The organism is Kitasatospora sp. NPDC047058 (assembly GCF_040643935.1).
In the GTDB taxonomy this organism is placed as follows: domain Bacteria; phylum Actinomycetota; class Actinomycetes; order Streptomycetales; family Streptomycetaceae; genus Kitasatospora.
Genome location: NZ_JBEYVJ010000074.1, coordinates 1 through 16,127, shown reverse-complemented (window position 1 = coordinate 16,127; position 16,127 = coordinate 1). Strand labels below are relative to the sequence as shown.

Annotated in this window: 13 protein-coding genes and 1 pseudogene; 11 read left to right on the top strand and 3 right to left on the bottom strand. The window is 77.3% G+C overall.

Annotated elements, in window-relative coordinates; translation table 11 throughout:
* Window positions 1–26: 26 nt before the first annotated feature.
* Window positions 27–1,361: a sensor domain-containing protein gene (locus ABZ885_RS14550; RefSeq protein ID WP_360187586.1), complete on the top strand. Its 1,335-nt coding sequence runs from the start codon at window positions 27–29 to the stop codon at window positions 1,359–1,361.
* Window positions 1,346–2,002: a response regulator transcription factor gene (locus ABZ885_RS14545; protein ID WP_360187584.1), complete on the top strand. Its 657-nt coding sequence runs from the start codon at window positions 1,346–1,348 to the stop codon at window positions 2,000–2,002. Before ABZ885_RS14550 ends, ABZ885_RS14545 begins: the two co-directional genes overlap by 16 nt.
* Here ABZ885_RS14545 and ABZ885_RS14540 read toward each other — a convergent pair.
* Both ABZ885_RS14540 and ABZ885_RS14535 read right to left on the bottom strand, forming a co-directional pair.
* Window positions 1,984–3,147 carry a glycosyltransferase family 4 protein gene (locus ABZ885_RS14540; RefSeq protein ID WP_360187582.1) on the bottom strand — a complete coding sequence of 388 codons (1,164 nt, stop codon included), beginning with the start codon at window positions 3,145–3,147 and terminating at the stop codon, window positions 1,984–1,986. The genes ABZ885_RS14545 and ABZ885_RS14540 overlap by 19 nt on opposite strands.
* Window positions 3,093–4,487 carry a hypothetical protein gene (locus tag ABZ885_RS14535; RefSeq protein WP_360187580.1) on the bottom strand — a complete coding sequence of 465 codons (1,395 nt, stop codon included), beginning with the start codon at window positions 4,485–4,487 and terminating at the stop codon, window positions 3,093–3,095. Before ABZ885_RS14535 ends, ABZ885_RS14540 begins: the two co-directional genes overlap by 55 nt.
* Before the next feature lie 146 nt (window positions 4,488–4,633).
* Between ABZ885_RS14535 and ABZ885_RS14530 the strand changes: the two genes are divergently transcribed.
* The 8 genes from ABZ885_RS14530 (at window position 4,634) to ABZ885_RS14495 (ending at window position 14,800) form a co-directional block, all read left to right on the top strand.
* The gene (locus ABZ885_RS14530; RefSeq protein ID WP_360187578.1) at window positions 4,634–5,584 is read left to right on the top strand and encodes a GNAT family N-acetyltransferase; all 951 of its coding nucleotides are present in this window, start codon (window positions 4,634–4,636) and stop codon (window positions 5,582–5,584) included.
* Between the two features lie 59 nt (window positions 5,585–5,643).
* The gene (locus tag ABZ885_RS14525) at window positions 5,644–6,432 is read left to right on the top strand and encodes an aminotransferase class IV (protein ID WP_360187576.1); all 789 of its coding nucleotides are present in this window, start codon (window positions 5,644–5,646) and stop codon (window positions 6,430–6,432) included.
* 129 nt (window positions 6,433–6,561) lie between these two features.
* A complete protein-coding gene (locus tag ABZ885_RS14520) occupies window positions 6,562–7,365 on the top strand; it encodes an ABC transporter ATP-binding protein (protein ID WP_360187574.1) in 804 nt (267 codons plus the stop codon).
* On the top strand, window positions 7,362–9,920 hold the full coding sequence (locus ABZ885_RS14515; RefSeq protein WP_360187572.1) for an FtsX-like permease family protein: 2,559 nt from the start codon (window positions 7,362–7,364) through the stop codon (window positions 9,918–9,920). Before ABZ885_RS14520 ends, ABZ885_RS14515 begins: the two co-directional genes overlap by 4 nt.
* Window positions 9,921–10,249: 329 nt before the next feature.
* Entirely contained in the window at window positions 10,250–10,765 is a 516-nt protein-coding gene (locus ABZ885_RS14510; protein ID WP_360187570.1) for a hypothetical protein, read from the top strand.
* Entirely contained in the window at window positions 10,762–12,384 is a 1,623-nt protein-coding gene (locus ABZ885_RS14505) for a multicopper oxidase family protein (RefSeq protein WP_360187568.1), read from the top strand. Before ABZ885_RS14510 ends, ABZ885_RS14505 begins: the two co-directional genes overlap by 4 nt.
* Window positions 12,385–12,558: 174 nt before the next feature.
* Window positions 12,559–13,917 (top strand): DUF2252 domain-containing protein, encoded by a 1,359-nt coding sequence (locus ABZ885_RS14500; RefSeq protein WP_360187566.1) that lies wholly within the window; start codon window positions 12,559–12,561, stop codon window positions 13,915–13,917.
* Between the two features lie 133 nt (window positions 13,918–14,050).
* Window positions 14,051–14,800, top strand: a complete 750-nt coding sequence (locus ABZ885_RS14495; RefSeq protein WP_360187564.1) for a helix-turn-helix domain-containing protein — start codon at window positions 14,051–14,053, stop codon at window positions 14,798–14,800.
* A gap of 24 nt (window positions 14,801–14,824) precedes the next feature.
* Here the strand turns inward: ABZ885_RS14495 and ABZ885_RS14490 are convergent, their stop codons facing one another.
* Window positions 14,825–15,244 carry a hypothetical protein gene (locus tag ABZ885_RS14490; protein ID WP_360187562.1) on the bottom strand — a complete coding sequence of 140 codons (420 nt, stop codon included), beginning with the start codon at window positions 15,242–15,244 and terminating at the stop codon, window positions 14,825–14,827.
* Between the two features lie 369 nt (window positions 15,245–15,613).
* Here ABZ885_RS14490 and ABZ885_RS14485 point away from each other — a divergent pair.
* A pseudogene (locus tag ABZ885_RS14485) lies at window positions 15,614–16,127 on the top strand (hypothetical protein); the annotation flags it as partial.

Below are 16,127 nucleotides of genomic sequence, written 5' to 3'. Positions count from 1 at the left end.
GCTTGAACGAGGGCTTGGACGGGGGCTTGAACAGGGGATTCAACGGGGGCCGGGACGGCGAGGAGCCGCAGGCCGTCGCCGTCCGGGAGGCCCTGCGGGCCCGGCCGCTGCGCTTCCTGTGGACGGCCTGGCCGGTGCGGTGCTGGGCCCACGCGCTGAGCGGCGCGGTCCTCGGTCTCCTGCTGCTGGGCGTGCTCGCGGTGCTGCTGTCGGCCGGTGTCGTGCTCTCCGTGGCCGGTGTCGGCCTGCTGGTCCTGCTGGGCGCCGCGCTCGCCGGGATCCCGGTCGGGGTCGTGGAACGGCGCCGGCTGCGGCTGGTGGAGCCGGCCCGGGTGCCCGACCCGCACCGCCCGCTGCCCGGGGCCGGCCGCCGGGCCCGGCTCCGGACCAGGCTGCGGGAGCGCGCCACCTGGCGGGAGCTCGCCTACGCCGCCCTGTTCGCGGTGGTGCTGACCGCCGCCGACCTCGGTCTCGTCGCCCTCCTCGCGTTCTCGGCGATGCTCGTGGTCTCGCCTGTCGTGGTCTGGGCACTGGCCCCGGAGACGGTGATGCTGATCCCGGGCCGGGCGGTCCCCGGGCCGGCCTGGGCGTTGCCGGCCACCGCCGTCGGACTTGCCGGAGTGGTGCTCTGCGCCTACGCGGGCGCGCTGCTGACCACCGGCCGGGTCCGGCTGGTGCGGTTCCTGCTCGGCCCGCGCGAGGAGGACCTCGGCCACCTCGTCCTGGAGCTGACCCGGTCGCGGGCCCGGCTGGCCGACGCCTTCGAGGCCGAGCGCCGCCGGATCGAGCGGGACCTGCACGACGGCGCACAGCAGCAGCTGGTCGCGCTCAGCATGACGCTCGGCCTGGCCGAGTACGAGCTGCGCGGGCCGGGCGACGGCGCCGCGGACCGGGCCGCCGCACTGGTCGGCCGGGCGCGCGGGGAGGCCCGGCTGGCCCTGGAACAGCTGCGCGGCCTGGTCCGCGGCATCCACCCGCAGGTGCTCACCGACCACGGCCTGGCGGCCGCCGTCGCGGAGGTGGCACTGCGTCACCCGATCCCGGTCACGGTCGACATCGACCTGCCGGAGCGGCTGCCCGGCCCGGTCGAGTCGACGGCCTACTTCACCGTGACCGAGGCGCTCACCAACGCGGCCAAGCACAGCGGGGCCGGCGCCATCACCGTCCTCGGCCGGGTCGAGGGCGGCCGGCTGGTGCTCCAGGTGACGGACGACGGCCGCGGCGGGGCCGACCCGGCCGCCGGGGCCGGACTGCAGGGGCTGGCCGACCGGGTCGCGATCCTGAGAGGAAGGCTGATGGTGACCAGTCCGACCGGCGGGCCGACCAGGCTCCGGATGGAGGTGCCGTGCTCCGGCTCGTGATCGCGGAGGACGCCGTGCTGCTGCGCGCCGGGCTCGCCGAACTGCTCACCCGCGGGGGCCACGAGGTGACGGCCGCGGTCGGCGACGCGACCGCGCTGGCCGCCGCCGTGGACGCGGACCGCCCGGACGTGGTGATAACCGACGTCCGGATGCCGCCCGGCTTCCACGACGAGGGCCTGCGGGCGGCGCTCGACCTGCGCGCCCGGCACCCCGGGCTGCCGGTGCTGGTGCTCTCCCAGTACGTGGCCACCCCGTACGCCACCCGGCTGATCGGCGAGGCCGGCGTCCAGCCGGCCGGTCTGGGCTACCTGCTCAAGGACCGGGTCGGCGACGTGGGCGACTTCCTGGACGCGCTGCGGCGGGTGGCGGCCGGGCAGACCGTGATCGACCCGGAGGTGGTCCGGGTGCTGCTCCGTCAGCAGGCGGAGAACCGGCCGCTGTCCCGGCTGACCCCGCGCGAACGGGAGGTGCTCGGCCTGATGGCGGAGGGGCTGAACAACCAGGCCATCGGCGGCCGGTTGAGCATCACCGAGGCCTCGGTGGTGAAGCACTGCGGCAACATCTTCATGAAGCTGGACCTCGACCCGGCCGAGGGCAACCGGCGGGTGCTCGCCGTGCTGGCTCACCTGCGCGGAGCGTAGGGCCGGTCCGCGGCCGCGGGGTCGAGCAGCTCGGCCAGCCGGGCCGCGGAGGACTCCCAGGACCACTCCTCCCGCACCCAGCGCCGCCCGGCGGCCCCCAGCCGCCGCCGCTCGGCGGCCGGGGCGGCCAGCAGCCGGACCAGGGCCGAGGCGACGTCGGCCGGGCTGCGGCCGTCGACGACCGCGCCGGTGCGCCCGTCGAGCACGGCGTCCGGCGCGCCGCCCGAGCGGCCGGCCACCACGGGCAGTCCGGCCGCCGCGGCCTCCAGGAAGACGATGCCCAGCCCCTCCGCCTCCAGGCCGGCCCGCCGGGTGCGGCAGGGCATGGCGAAGAGGTCCGCCGCCGCGTAGAAGGGGGCCGTCGCGGCGTGCCGGTGGCCGCCGGCGAAGACCACCGACCCGGGCGCGGCGTGTTGGCGGGCCAGCGCGCGCAGCCGCTGCTCGTCCGGCCCCTGGCCGACCAGCACCAGGACGGCCCCGGGCACCGTCCGCCGGACCAGCGGGAGGGCGCGGATCAGGGTGTCCTGGCCCTTGCGCGGCACCAGCCGGGCGACGCAGAGGATCACCGGGGCAGCGGCTCCGCCGTCCGGCCCCGGGGCGTCCGCGGGACGGCCGTCCGCCGGGCGGAACAGGGCGGTGTCCACGCCGGGCACCAGCCGCTCCACCCGGGCCCGCGGGCCGAGCGCCGGGGCGATCCGGGCCCGGGTGTACGCGCCCAGGCAGGTGACCACGTCCACGCTGTCGCCGATCCGCCGCAGCAGCCGGCGGGCGCCGGGGGTGCGGGCCCACCAGATCTCGTGGCCGTGGGTGGTGGCGACGGTCCGCCGGATGCCGGGCGCCTGCCGCCGCAGCCCGGGCGTCATCGCCGCGAGCGGGGCGGCGGCGCCGAACCAGACCCGGTCGCAGCCGTACGTGCGGGCGAGCTCGGCGGCCCGCCGGGTGACCCGGGGCGTGGGGAGCAGGGTGCGGGCCCGGTCGCGGACCACCGGGAAGGGCAGGGCGGCGTCGTGGCCGGCCGCGCCGGGCTCGGCCGAGGTGTAGACGACGACCTCGCCCGGCAGCCGGGTGGCCAGCGCGTGGACGAAGGTCTCTATGCCGCCCTGCCGGGGCGGGAAGTCGTTGGTGACGACGAGTGTGGTGGCCATGGGGTCGGTGCAACCTCGGTTCGGGTTCGGGTTCCGGTCAAGCGGAACAGGACGGGGAGGACGGGGAGGACGGGCGGGACGGGGAGGACGGGCGGAGCGGGGGCGGGCCCGGGTGCCCGGGCGGGGGAGCGGCGGGTCCGCTCCGGCAGCCGCGCCCAGAGCACCAGCACGAGCGGCACCGCCAGGTAGCCGAACCGCCCGGCCGGTGCCAGCAGGAAGGCCAGGCCGAGGCCGAGCGCCAGCCGGTCGGCGGCGCCGGTCACGTCCCGCGGCGGGCGGACGGCCAGGGACACGGCGACGGCGAGGCCGGAGAGCAGCAGCAGTGCGACGGCCGTGCACCAGCCGGCCGGGCCGAGCGTGGCGAGCAGGTGCCCCGGCAGCGGGCTGACGGCCGGCGTGGGCAGCTCGCCGCGGCCGGTGGGGAACGCGAACACCTGCCGGACCAGCGGGCCGGGCGAACGCCAGGCCGCCGGCAGCACCAGCACGGCGGTGCCCGCCACCGCGACCGCCGCACCGCGCAGCGCGGCCCGCCGGCCGGCCACGGAGGCCAGCAGCGCGGCGACGACGGCGACCGCCGGCCAGGCCGTCCACTTGAGCGAGCAGGCCAGCGCGAGCGCCAGCCCGGCACCGGTGGCCCTGCCCCGGGCCGCCTGCGCCAGGGCGAGGCAGCAGAGCCCGGTCATCGGCAGGTCCACCCCGCTGACGCAGAGCGGCAGCGCGACCAGCGGCGAGGCGGTCAGCACGCCCAGCCCGCGGCGGTCCGGGCGGCCCGAGGCTCGGAGGCAGCCGAGGAAGACGGCGGCGCACCACAGTCGGGCGTCGCCGAGCAGCCGGGCCGCCCAGCCGTCGGCCCCGAGCAGTGCCCGGGGCAGCCCGAGCAGCGCCATGCCGGGCAGGTATGGCGTGTACTCGGCCACCGTGCGCGGCTCGGCCAGATAGGGCGAGCCGTGCTCCAGCAGCAGCGTGCCCGAGCGCTCGATCACGCCCACCTCGCTCTGCCCCTGCCCGGTGAGCACCAGCCAGAGCAGCGGGACGACCACGGCCCCGGCCGCCGCCACCGTCAGCGAGACCGCCCGGGCCCGCCGCCACGGCCGGACCAGGACGGCGGCAACGGCGGCTGCCAGGAAGCCGGTTGCCGCGGCCACGCCCCAACTGCGGTGCGGTGCGAGCCCGGAGACGAGCGGGAGGGTACCGGCCCAGCCGGCGGCCGCCAGCCAGCCGGCGCACCACCGGGCGGCGCACCACCGGGCGGCGCACCGTCGGGCGGGGTGGCCGGAGCGGCGGCCGGGAGGCCGGGTCCGGTCGCGGGAACGGCCGTCGCGGCCGCGGTGAATCAGCACCCGTCCATTCCAGGCGGGCCGCCCGCCGGGGTCATGACGGCCAGGTCGAGACCCGTGGTCGGGTTTCCCCCACCATCACCCTTCGCGCTCGCGTTCGGTGCCGGACGCGTCACGTTCGGTGTCCGGGGGCGGCTATCCTGGAGCCCGTGGTGAGGTCCTGGGATGCAGCGGTGGAGCGGGCGCAGGAACGGCTGGGGGCGGCGGCCGGGCTGCGGGCGGTGGAGGCGGGGGACGGGCGGCGGTTCGCGCTCTGGGACGTGGCGTCCCGGGCGGAGGGGGAGCTGGCCGAGCGCGTCGACCCGGAGGCGCTGGACGCGGAGTCGGAGCGGGCGCTGCGCCGGCGGCTCGGCGAGAGCGGCCGGGAGTGGCCGGACGGCGAGCTGTACCGGCGCCGGTACTGGGTGCTGGGGGAGCGGGGCGAGCCGGTCGGCACCATCGCGGTCGACAACTGGACCAAGGGGCCGGGGCAGTTGGCCGTCTCCTCGGTCTACCTGCGCCCCGCCGCGCGCGGCCGCGGGCTGGCCTGCGCCGCGCTCGACGCGGTGTACCGGGCGGCGACCGCGGAGGGCCTGCCCGGCTACCGGCTGGAGGCGCACTGGTCGTGGCAGCACGCCGTCCGCTACTACCTGCGGCGCGGCCTCTGGGTGGTCTCCTGGAAGCACGCGCTCGGCCTGGCCCGGATGCCCCAACTCCCGCCCTACCGGGTGGCGGAGGAGGGCGGCCGGCTGGTCCTGCTGCTCGCCGACGGGCCGCACGGCTGGGTGCCGCTGCTCTCCGCCGGGCACGACGGCCCCGACGGGCGCTGGCTGCGGCTGGACGAGACCGCCGCGTACCGGCAGAGCGAGGGCTGGGTGCGCGACTTCGCCCGGTCGACGCTGGCGCTGCACCTCGCCCTCGCCGGGCGGCCGCTGGTCCGCGGGCCGCAGTGGTGGGCCGAGGCCTGGCGCTGGGCGGACATCGGCGAGCCGGAGGGGCTGGCGTACCGGCTCGGGCACGGTGACAGCGGCGGCGGCCGGCCCGTCGGCACGCCCGGCCGGCCGGACGGCACCGCCATCCGCCTCCCCGGGCCCCCGCACGGCCCACTCGCCCGGGACTGACCCGCCGCCCGGCCCCGGGCCGGACGCGGACCCGGCCCGCCGGCTGGGAGACTCGGGCCATGGCTGAGATCGAGATCGACGGCGCCCCGGCCGACCCGGCCCGGCTGGCCGCGCTGGGGCTGCTGAACTACGGGCACTTCACCACCCTGCGCGCCGAGGCCGGCCGGGTCCGCGGGCTCGCCCTGCACCTGGACCGGCTGGTACGGGACTGCCGGACGGTGTTCGCCGCGGAGCTGGACCGCGCGGTGCTGCGGCAGCGGATCCGCGCCGCCCTGCCCGCCGACGGGGCGCCGGTGATCGTCCGGGTGACCGTGTTCGACCCGGCGCTCGGCCTGGAGCGCCCCGGCGCGCCCGCCGTGCCGCAGCTGCTGGTCACCACCCGCCCCGCGCCGGCCGCGCCGCCCGGCCCGCTGCGGGTGCGCACCGCCGCGTACCGGCGGGAGCTGCCGGAGGTGAAGCACGTCGGGCTGTTCGGGCTGATCCGGCAGCGCCGGCTGGCCCAACTCGACGGCTACGACGACGCGTTGCTGACCGGTCTGGACGGGAGGATCACCGAGGGCGCCACCTGGAACATCGGCTTCCACGACGGTCACGGGCTGGTCTGGCCGGACGGCGAGGCACTGCCCGGCGTCACCGCCGCGCTGCTGGCCGCCGCCCACCCCGGCCCGCAGCGGCGCGAACCCGTCCGCGCCGACGGCCTGGACCGGTTCGTGGCGGCGTTCGCGCTCAACGCGGGCGTCGGCGTCCGCCCGGTCGCCGCGGTCGACGGCACCGCCTTCGACCCGGCCCACCCCGCGCTCGCCGCCCTGCGCACCACGTACGAACGGATCGCGGGCGAGACGGTGTGAGCCGCAGGGGCGGGGGTGGGGATATCCCCACCCTCCGTCCGCCGGTGGCCTCCATGGTCCGGGCGGCGCGCCGTTCCTAGCCTGGAACACGTCGACGACCAGCGACGACTCCTCCAGGAAGGCCCCGCCATGGCACCCCGCCGCGACCGCCAACAGCACGACTCCGCCGAGCAGTTCGGACGCCCCGCGCACGCCGCGATCGAGCTGCGGGCGGTCCGGCGCAGCTACGGGCGCGGCGCCGAGACGGTGCACGCGCTGCGCGGCATCGACCTGGCGCTCGACCGCGGCACCTTCACCGCCGTGATGGGGCCCTCCGGCTCCGGCAAGAGCACCTTCCTGCAGTGCGCGGCGGGCCTGGACCGGCCGGACGGCGGCGAGGTGTACCTGGGCGGCGAGGAGATCACCCGGCTGAGCGAGAACCGGCTCACCAAGCTGCGCCGCAGCCGGATCGGGTTCGTCTTCCAGTCGTTCAACCTGCTGCCCTCGCTGACGGTGCTGCAGAACGTGCTGCTGCCGCAGCGGCTGGCCGGCGAGCGCCAGGACCGCTCCAGGGCAAGGGAGTTGCTGGCCCAGGTCGGTCTCGGAGACCACGCCGGACGGCGGCCCGGCCAGCTGTCCGGCGGCCAGCAGCAGCGCGTCGCGATCGCCCGCGCGCTGATCACCCGCCCGGACGTGGTCTTCGCCGACGAGCCGACCGGCGCGCTGGACACCCGGACCGCGCACGAGGTGCTCGGCCTGCTCCGGCACGCGGTGGACACCATGGGCGCGACCGTCGTCATGGTGACCCACGACCCGGTGGCCGCGTCCTTCACCGACCGCGCGCTCTTCCTGGCCGACGGCGCCTTCGCCGGCGAGCTGTACCACCCGGACCCGCAGGCCGTCGCGGACCGGATGGTCCGGCTGACCGCCCGCCCGGTGGGGGTGGCCGCGTGAGCAACGGACTGGCGCGCGCCTCGGTGCGCTTCCGGCCCGCGTCCTTCGCCGGCACCTTCATCGCCCTGCTGTTCGGCGCGGCCGTGATCATGGCCTGCGGCACCCTGCTGCAGACCGGCCTGACGGCGAGCGTGCCGCCGGTGCGGTACGCGCAGGCGCCGGTGGTGGTCGCGGCCGACCCGACCGTCTCGATCACCCGGAAGGTCGCCGACGACACCGAGACCGTGTCGCAGGCCCTCCCCGAGCGGGCCCGGGTGGACGCGGCCCTGGCCGGGCGGATCGCTGCGAAGGCAGGCGTCGCGGCGGCCCGCCCGGACACCGCCTTCCCGGTCCCGGCGGGAACCGGCGGCCAGGGCGCCCCCGCCCTGCCCGGGCTGACCGGCCGGGGCTTCGCCGCGCTCGGCATCGCCGGCCCGGGCGAGACGCTGGTCGAGGGCCGCGCCCCCGGCGCCGGCGAGGTCGTCCTCGACGCGGACACCGCGCGTACGGCCCACCTGACCCCGGGCGCCACCGTCGCCCTCACCGCGCCCGGCGGCAGCGGCGACTACCGCGTCGTCGGCCTCGCCGCGTCCCCGGGCGCCGGCGGACCGCAGGCCTGGTTCGCCGACCCCGTCGCCGACCGCCTCTCCGGCCACCCCGGCCGGGTGGACGCGATCGCCGTCCAGCCCCGCGAGGGCGTGACCGGGGCGGTGCTCGCGGCGCAGGTCCGCCAGGCCGTCGGCGGCGAGGCCGAGGTGCTCACCGGCGACGGCCGCGGCACCGCCGAACAGCCCGCGCTCACCGGCAGCCGGACCCTGCTGACCGCCCTGGGCGGCTCCTTCGGCGGCATCGCCACCATGACCGCGGTGTTCGTCGTGATGAGCACCGTCGCGCTCGCCACCGGGCAGCGCGCCCGCGAGTTCGCCCTGCTGCGGGCGATCGGCGCCACCCCGCGGCAGATCCGCCGCACCATCGCCACCGAGGCGGTCCTGGTCGCACCGGCCGCCGGCGCGCTCGGCGTGCTGCCCGGGCTGGCCCTGGCCCGCTGGTGGTTCGACGAGCTGGTGTCCCGCGGCGCCGTGCCCGGCACGGTCACGCTGGACGCCGGCCCGCTGCCGGCCGTCGCCGCCGTCCTGACCTGCACGCTCGCCGCGCTCGCCGCCGGCTTCCTCGCCGCCCGCGGCCCGGCCCGGCTCCGGCCGGGCCAGGCGCTCGGCGCGGCCGCCGTCGAGCCACGCCGGCCGGGCCGGCTGCGGACCGCCGCCGGGGTGCTGTTCACCGCCGGGGGCGTGGCACTGTCCGCCGTCGCGGCCGGCCTGGACGGGGCCGACGCCGCCAACACCGCGCTCGGCGTGGTGATGTGCTTCCTGATGGCCGTCGCGCTGCTCGGCCCCTGGGTGGCCCGGGCCGCCGCCGGGGTGCTCGGCACCCCGCTGCGGGCCGCGGCCGGCGCGCCCGGTTCGCTGGCCGCCGACAACACCCGGGCCAACGCCCGCCGGCTGGCCTCGGCGATCACCCCGATCGTGATGGTCACCGCCTTCTGCGGCACCCTGCTCTTCCTCCAGAGCACCATCAGCCACGTCACCGGCGAACAGGTGCGCAGCGGCACCACCGCCGACCACGTGGTCGGCCCGGCCGGCCCCGGTCTGCCCGTCGGCGCCGCCGCGCAGGCGGCCGAGGTGCCCGGCGTGGCGGCCGCCGTCGGCGTGCTGCACACCGGCGCCGTCTACCGCGACGGCGACCGGCTGGCCGGCGCCACCGCCCTCGGCGTCAACGGCGACCCGGCGCAGCTGCCCCGGGTGCTGGACCTCGGGGTGAGGAGCGGCGCACTGGCGGACCTCGGCCGCTCGGCCGACACCGTCGCCCTCGACGCGGCGCTCGCCGACACGCTCGGCGTCAAGGTCGGCGACCGGGCCCCGCTCTGGCTCGGCGACGGCACCCGGGTGCAGCCGACGGTGGTCGCCACCTACGAGCGCGGCCTCGGCTTCGGCCAGGTGCTGCTGCCCCGGGCGGCGGTCGCGGAGCACGTCACCGCCGGCTACGACAGCCGGCTGCTGGTCGCGGACGTGCCGGGCGCCGACCGGGCGGCCGTCGCCGCCGGACTGGCCGGGCTCACCGGCACCGGGGGCGTCACCGTCACCGACCGGGCCGGCTACGCCGCCCAGACCGACCGGGACCGGGAGACCGGCGCCTGGGCGAACACGGTGATGGCCGGCGTGCTGGGCGGCTTCGCGGCGGTCACCGCCGCCAACACCCTGGTCATGACGGTGCTGGACCGGCGCCGCGAGGTCGCGCTGCTGCGGCTGGCCGGGACCACCCGGCGGCAGGTGCGCGGCATGATGCGCTGGGAGGCGCTGCTGGTCGCCGCGACCGGTCTGGCCGTGGGCGGGGTGATCGCCTGGATCACGCTGGTCCCGGTCACCCGGGGCATCGCCGGCGCCACCCCGCACGTCCCGGCCGGCACCGCCCTGCCGCTGGCCGCCGGAGCCGTGCTGCTCTGCCTCGGTGCGACCGGCCTGCCGGCCCGGGCACTGCTCCGCTCCCGCCCGGTGGCGGCGGGCGGCGGTAAGCAGTAGCGGACGGCGGCGGCCCGGTGGCGGGGGGCGGCCGTGGGCCCGGCGGTGACGGGGGTGTCGCCGGGCCCACGGCCGTCCGCTGCTCCGGAAGACCGGGGCGGCGGACGGACGGCCGGTGCGCCGGCCCGCCGGTGCACCCGAACGGGTGAGACCAGGGCTCCGGACCGGCGCATTGGAGTGGGCTCCGGCGCCAACACCGGCTACTGAAGCTGATCGTGATGTCCGATCAGCTACGCTCGCCGCCGCGCCGCCCGGGGCAGGTCTCCGCCTCCGGGGGCGTTTGCCGTTCCCAGCCCCCGCCGCCCGGCCGAGCAGAGAGAAGCCCACTCATGAGCAGTCCTCCCGTGGCCCCCGCGCCCCGCCGGCCGCTGATCCTGCTGCGGGCGACCGCCACCGCCACGGCCGCGCTGGCCCTCGGGCAGACCGTGCTGGCGGGCAGCTTCCTCAACGGGCACTACGACTCGCTCGCCCTGCACGAGGCCGGCGCGATGACGCTCGCCGCCGCCGTGCTCGTCCAGCTGGTGGTGGCGGCGCTGGTGGGCCGGTCCGGCCGGGGCCCGCGCCGCCCGCTGGTGGTGGCGGCGCTGCTGACGGCCGGAGTGATCCTCCAGGTCGGCTTCGGCTACGACCGCACCCTGGGCCTGCACGTGGTGCTGGGCGCGCTGCTGCTCAGCGGGACGCTGTCCGGTGCGGCCGGCGCCTGGCGGCTGCCGCTGCCCGCCCGCAGCCCCGCCCCGGAGGTGCCGGACGGACCGGACGGCCGCGGCGGCCCCGGCGGCCCCGGCGGCCCGGACGGCGCCGGGCTGCTGCCCCGGCCGGGCGGGCCCGTGGAGGTGGCACCGTGAACCGTCGCCGGTTCCTGGGGATCGGCGCGGCCGCGGCCGGCGCGGGCGCCCTGGGGGCCTTCGCCCTCCCCGCCGCCGCGCGGCTGCTCGCCGAGGGCCGCCCGGGCCTGTTGCTGACCAGCGCGCTGGAGCGGCCGGAGGCGTTCCGGGTGCCGCTGCCGGTGCCGCACGTCCTCGCTCCGCTGCGCAGCGACGACGGCACCGACTACTACGAGATCACCCAGCAGGTCGCCCGGCTGGAGATCCTGCCCGGCCTGAAGACCGAGGCCTGGACGTACGGCGGCAGCTGGCCCGGCCCGACCCTCGCCGTCCGGTCCGGCCGGCAGGCGGTGGTGCACCACCGCAACGAGCTGCCGGTGCCCTCGGTGGTCCACCTGCACGGCGGCCACACCCCGGCGGACAGCGACGGCTACCCGACCGACCTGATCCTGCCCGCCCGGTCCGGCGGCCCGGACACCGCCCCGGCGCCGACGGCCGCGGAGTGGATGCGCGGGATGGCCTCGATGCCGGGCATGCCCTCCATGCCCGGCACGGACGCCGCCGTCCTGCTCGGCCGGACCACCGACGGCGACCGCACCTACACCTACCCGGGCCGGCAACGCGCCGCCACGCTCTGGTACCACGACCACCGGATGGGCTTCACCGGCCCCGGCATCTGGCGCGGCCTGTCCGGCTTCCACCTGGTCCACGACGAGGAGGAGGACGCCCTGCCGCTGCCGCGCGGCGACCGCGACGTCCCGCTGATGCTCAGCGACCGCGCCTTCGAGGAGGACGGCTCCTTCCGCTACCCCGCGATCGACCCCGCGCTCGCCGTCCCCGGCGTCACCGGCGACTACATGGACGGCGTGCTCGGCGACGTCATCCTGGTCAACGGCGCCCCCTGGCCGCGCCTGGAGGTGGACCGCGCCCGCTACCGGCTGCGCCTGCTGAACGCCTCCAACGCCCGCCTCTACCGCCTGGAGCTGGACCCGCAGCCCTCCGGCGGCGGCGCGCTGGTCCAGATCGGCGGCGACGGCGGCCTGCTGGAGGCGCCGCGCACGCACGACGGGATCGAGATCGCCCCGGCCGAGCGCTTCGACGTCGTGGTCGACTTCTCCCGCTTCGAGCCGGGCTCCGCCGTCCGTCTGGTGAACCGGTTCGGCAGCGAGCGGACCGCCGAGGTGATGCTCTTCGACGTCTCCTCGCGGACCGTCACCGACGACGCGACGGTGCCCGAGCGGCTCTCCGCCTTCGAACGACTCGACCGGGCCGCCGCCGTCACCACCCGCACCTTCGGGTTCCGCCGCAGCCGCGACAACGGCTGGACCATCAACCAGCAGCCCTACCAGCCCGGCCGGGTGCTCGCCCGGCCCGCCCTCGGCACCACCGAGGTCTGGCGGTTCTTCACCGACGTCCACCACCCCGTCCACCTCCACCTGGACCACTTCCAGGTGCTCTCCCGCAACCGCGCCGCCCCGGGCCCGTACGACGCCGGGTGGAAGGACACCGTCGACCTGCGGCCGGCCGAGGTGGTGGAGGTGCTGGTCCGCTTCACCGACTACCCGGGGGCGTACATGCTGCACTGCCACAACCTGGAGCACGAGGACATGGCGATGATGGCCGACTTCGTCGTCGGCTAGGGGCCTGTCCGGGGCGGTCGCGCGACGGCCCGTCACCCGTTCGGCCGAGGGCGGCCCGGTCCGCACACCGGCCCGCCCGCGTCCCGACGTGCCGCCGCCCGCCGGGTGTCCTAGCGTCGCGACCGTGGGCGCTCCGACGACCGGGGAGCCGCACCCGAGCCCGAGGAGCCGCGCATGACCAGTCCCGCCGAACGCCGCCGGCGCGGCCGGGCCGCCCGCGACCGGGTCTCCCGCTCCGCCCACGGCCGCTGGATCCCCGCCGCCGACCGGCCCGACCCGGTCCGCGTACTGGAACAGCAGGGCGCCGACCGGGTCGCCGAGCTGCTGCCGATCCGCTACGGGCGGATGGCCGAAACCCCCTTCACCTTCCTGCGCGGCGCCGCCGCCGTCATGGCCGCCGACCTCGCGGCCGGCCCGGACACCGGCATCACCGTGCAACTCTGCGGTGACGCCCACCTGATGAACTTCGGCGTGTACGCCTCGCCGGAGCGCGCCGTGCTCTTCGACGTCAACGACTTCGACGAGACCTACCCCGGCCCGTTCGAGTGGGACGTCAAACGGCTCGCGGCCAGCGTGGCCGTCGCGGCCCGCGACAACGGGCACGACGAGGCGCGGGTCCGCCGGGCCGCGTTCTCCGCCGCCCAGGGCTACGCCACCGCGATGCACCGGCTGGCCGGGATGAGCGAACTCGACGTCTGGTACGCCCGGATCGACATCGAGGACGTGCTCCCGCTGATCCGCAAGCGCGGTCAGCGCGCGAAGGCCGAGGCCAATCTGGAGCGGGCCCGTCGCCGCACCAGCATGCAGGCCTTCGGCAAGCTCACCGAGACCACCGAGGACGGCCGGCGCCGGATCATCAGCGAGCCGCCGCTGATCGAGCCGCTGCCGCAGAACGAACTCCGCAAGGTCGGCAAGGTCTTCAGCGACTACCGGGCCACCCTCGCCGAGGACCGCCGCGTCCTGCTCGACCGGTTCCGGTTCGTGGACGCGGCCCGCAAGGTGGTCGGCGTCGGCAGCGTCGGCACCCGCTGCTTCATCGTCCTGCTGGAGGGCCGTGACGAGAAGGACCCGCTCTTCCTCCAGATCAAGGAGGCCGGCCGGTCGGTCCTGGAGGACCACCTTCCGGCCCGCCCGCAGGCCGAGGTGCCCGTCGTGCACGGCGGCCGCCGCGTGGTCACCGGCCAGCACCTGATGCAGGCCGCCAGCGACATCTTCCTCGGCTGGACCACCGGCGCCGCGGGCCGGCACTTCTACGGCCGCCAACTGCGCGACATGAAGGGCTCGGCGGACGTCGCCGGCATGCCCCCGGCCGGCCTGCGGGGCTACGCGGACCTCTGCGGCCGTGCGCTGGCCCGCGCCCACGCGCGCTCCGGCGACCGCCTCGCCATCACCGGCTACCTCGGCCGCGCGGACACCTTCGCCGAGGCGGTCGCCGACTTCGCCGTCCGCTACGCCGATCAGACGGTGACCGACCACGCGGCGCTGGCGGCCGCCATCGCCGACGGCACGGTGAAGGCGAGGAAGGGCGTCTGACCGGGGCCCGGCAGCGCATCTGCCGAGGCGTCCGGCAGAGATTTCGGCAGGGCGTCCTGCAGGGCGTCCGTCCGGGTGCCTGACACCCGGACGGGTATGGCCGCCGGGCCGCCGCAGCGGTTAGAACTGGTTCGTGGACTTTCCCCAGACGCTCCGCGAGCGCCGCACCCGCAGCCGGATCAGCCAGCTCGACCTCGCCACCCGCGCCGGGACGACCCAGCGCCATCTCAGCTTCATCGAGTCCGGCCGCTCGGTGCCGGGCCGGGGCATGGTGGTCCGGCTCGCCGAGTCCCTCGACCTCCCGCTGCGCGAGCGCAACGAGCTGTTGCTGTCCGCCGGTTACGCCCCCGCCTACCCGGAGAGCCCGCTGGACGGACCCGACCTCGCCCCGGTCCGCTCGGCGATCGACCACATCCTCACCGGTCACCTGCCCTACCCCGCGGTGGTGGTGGACCGCCGGGGCGACGTGGTCGCCGCCAACGCGGGCCTCGACCTGATCACCGAGGGCGCCGCCCCCGGACTGACCGGTCCCGGCACCAACGCCTACCGCCTCGCCCTCCACCCCGACGGCATGGCCCCGCGCATCATCAACTTCGCCGCCTGGGCCCGCCACATCGTCGAACGGACCGCCCACCTGGGCGAGCTGCACGCCGAACTGGCCTCGTACGTCCCCGATCTGGAGAGCCCGGGCGCCGACCACCTCGGCTTCGCCGTGCCGCTGCACCTGCGCAGCTCGCGCGGCGACCTCCACCTGATGACCACCATCACCACCTTCGCCACCGCCGTCGACATCACGCTCGCGGAGCTGAAGCTGGAGGCCTTCCTGCCCGCGGACGAGGCGACCGCCGCCGCACTGCGGGCGGCGGGCGGCGCCAGGCCGTAGCCAGGGGCGGCCCCGGACGGGTGCTCAGGCGGGGAACATGTAGTCGGTGGTGACCCGGCCCTCGTCGTCCAGCAGCAGGACCTCCGTGCCGCTGCCCACGGCCTCGCCGCCGGCGACGGGGACCATCTCCCAGGTGAACCTGACGCAGTCGCGGAGCCGGACCGCGGTGTCCCGGGCACGGAAGGTGAACTCGCCGGGCGCGACGAAGTCCCGGTAGCTGCGGGCCACCCGGGCCTCGATGGCGTCGTACCCCGAGGCCTCCAGGACGGTGTCCTCGAAGCCCAGCTCGGCGGCCCGGTCGCGGATCTCCGCCGGAGGCTGGAGGAGGTGGACGCCGCCCTCCGCCCAGACCAGCTCGATCGCCTTGCGACGCAGCGCCGGGTCCGGCTCGGTCCAGAGGGCGATGTAACGGTCGGCGATCTCCTGTGCGGTGACGGCGGTCATGGTGCGCTCCTCGCGTTGTGTCGGCGTTGTGTCCGGACGGGTTCCATCCTGCGGGGGAGGGGTGAGGGCGACAATTCCCGGCGGGGAATGACCCGGTCGATCGGCGGGGGTGGCAGCCCGCCGACCGGCGGTACGCTGCCGGGTGGACACCCGCCGAAGGTCCGGGGCCGCCGCCTGGCGCTTCGCCAAGTCCACAGTCTGGCAAGGGTTTTGGCGCTCATGTGATGCGCTCTTCACCGTTTGCATGTCTTCGACAAGCTTATTCCCCGTCAGTAACATAGCGGTGGGCGCGGCCGTTCGAGGCCGCTGCCGAACCCACTGGTCCCGGGCGGTCGTGTGCGCGGCCGCCGGCGGTTCGAAAGAGTCCTGTTGAAGAGTCCCCTCGGCACGGCGGTCCGCCCTGCCCTCGTATCGCTGTTGCTGCTCGGCGTCGCTGCGTGCGGCCCGACGTCCGGCGCGCAGCAGGCCTCCTCGGTCACCGTGGCCGGCGCTGCGGACGGCGCGGCCGCCACGGCCTCCGCCACCTCCCAGGCGAACCCGGCGAAGGCGCGGCCGTCCGGCGCGCCGCACGCCCCGGCGCCGAGCACGGCCGCCGCCTCCCCCTCGCAGCCCTCCGGCGCCGCCGGGAGTCCGGCGGCCGGCACCCTGCCGGTCGCGCCCGCCCAGCCGGGTGCGCAGCAGGCCGCGATCGGCACGCCCGGCAAGGACGGTGCGGCGGTCGCCCCGGAGGCGAAGAACCTCCAGCTGACCGCGTACGACCCGGCCGCCGGCACGGCGGTCCTGTCGGCCACCGCGCCCTCCGCGCCCACGGCCGCGCCGTCGTCCGCCGCGCCGTCTGCGCCCACGGCCGCCCCGTCGTCCGCCGCCCCGTCGTCCGCCGCCC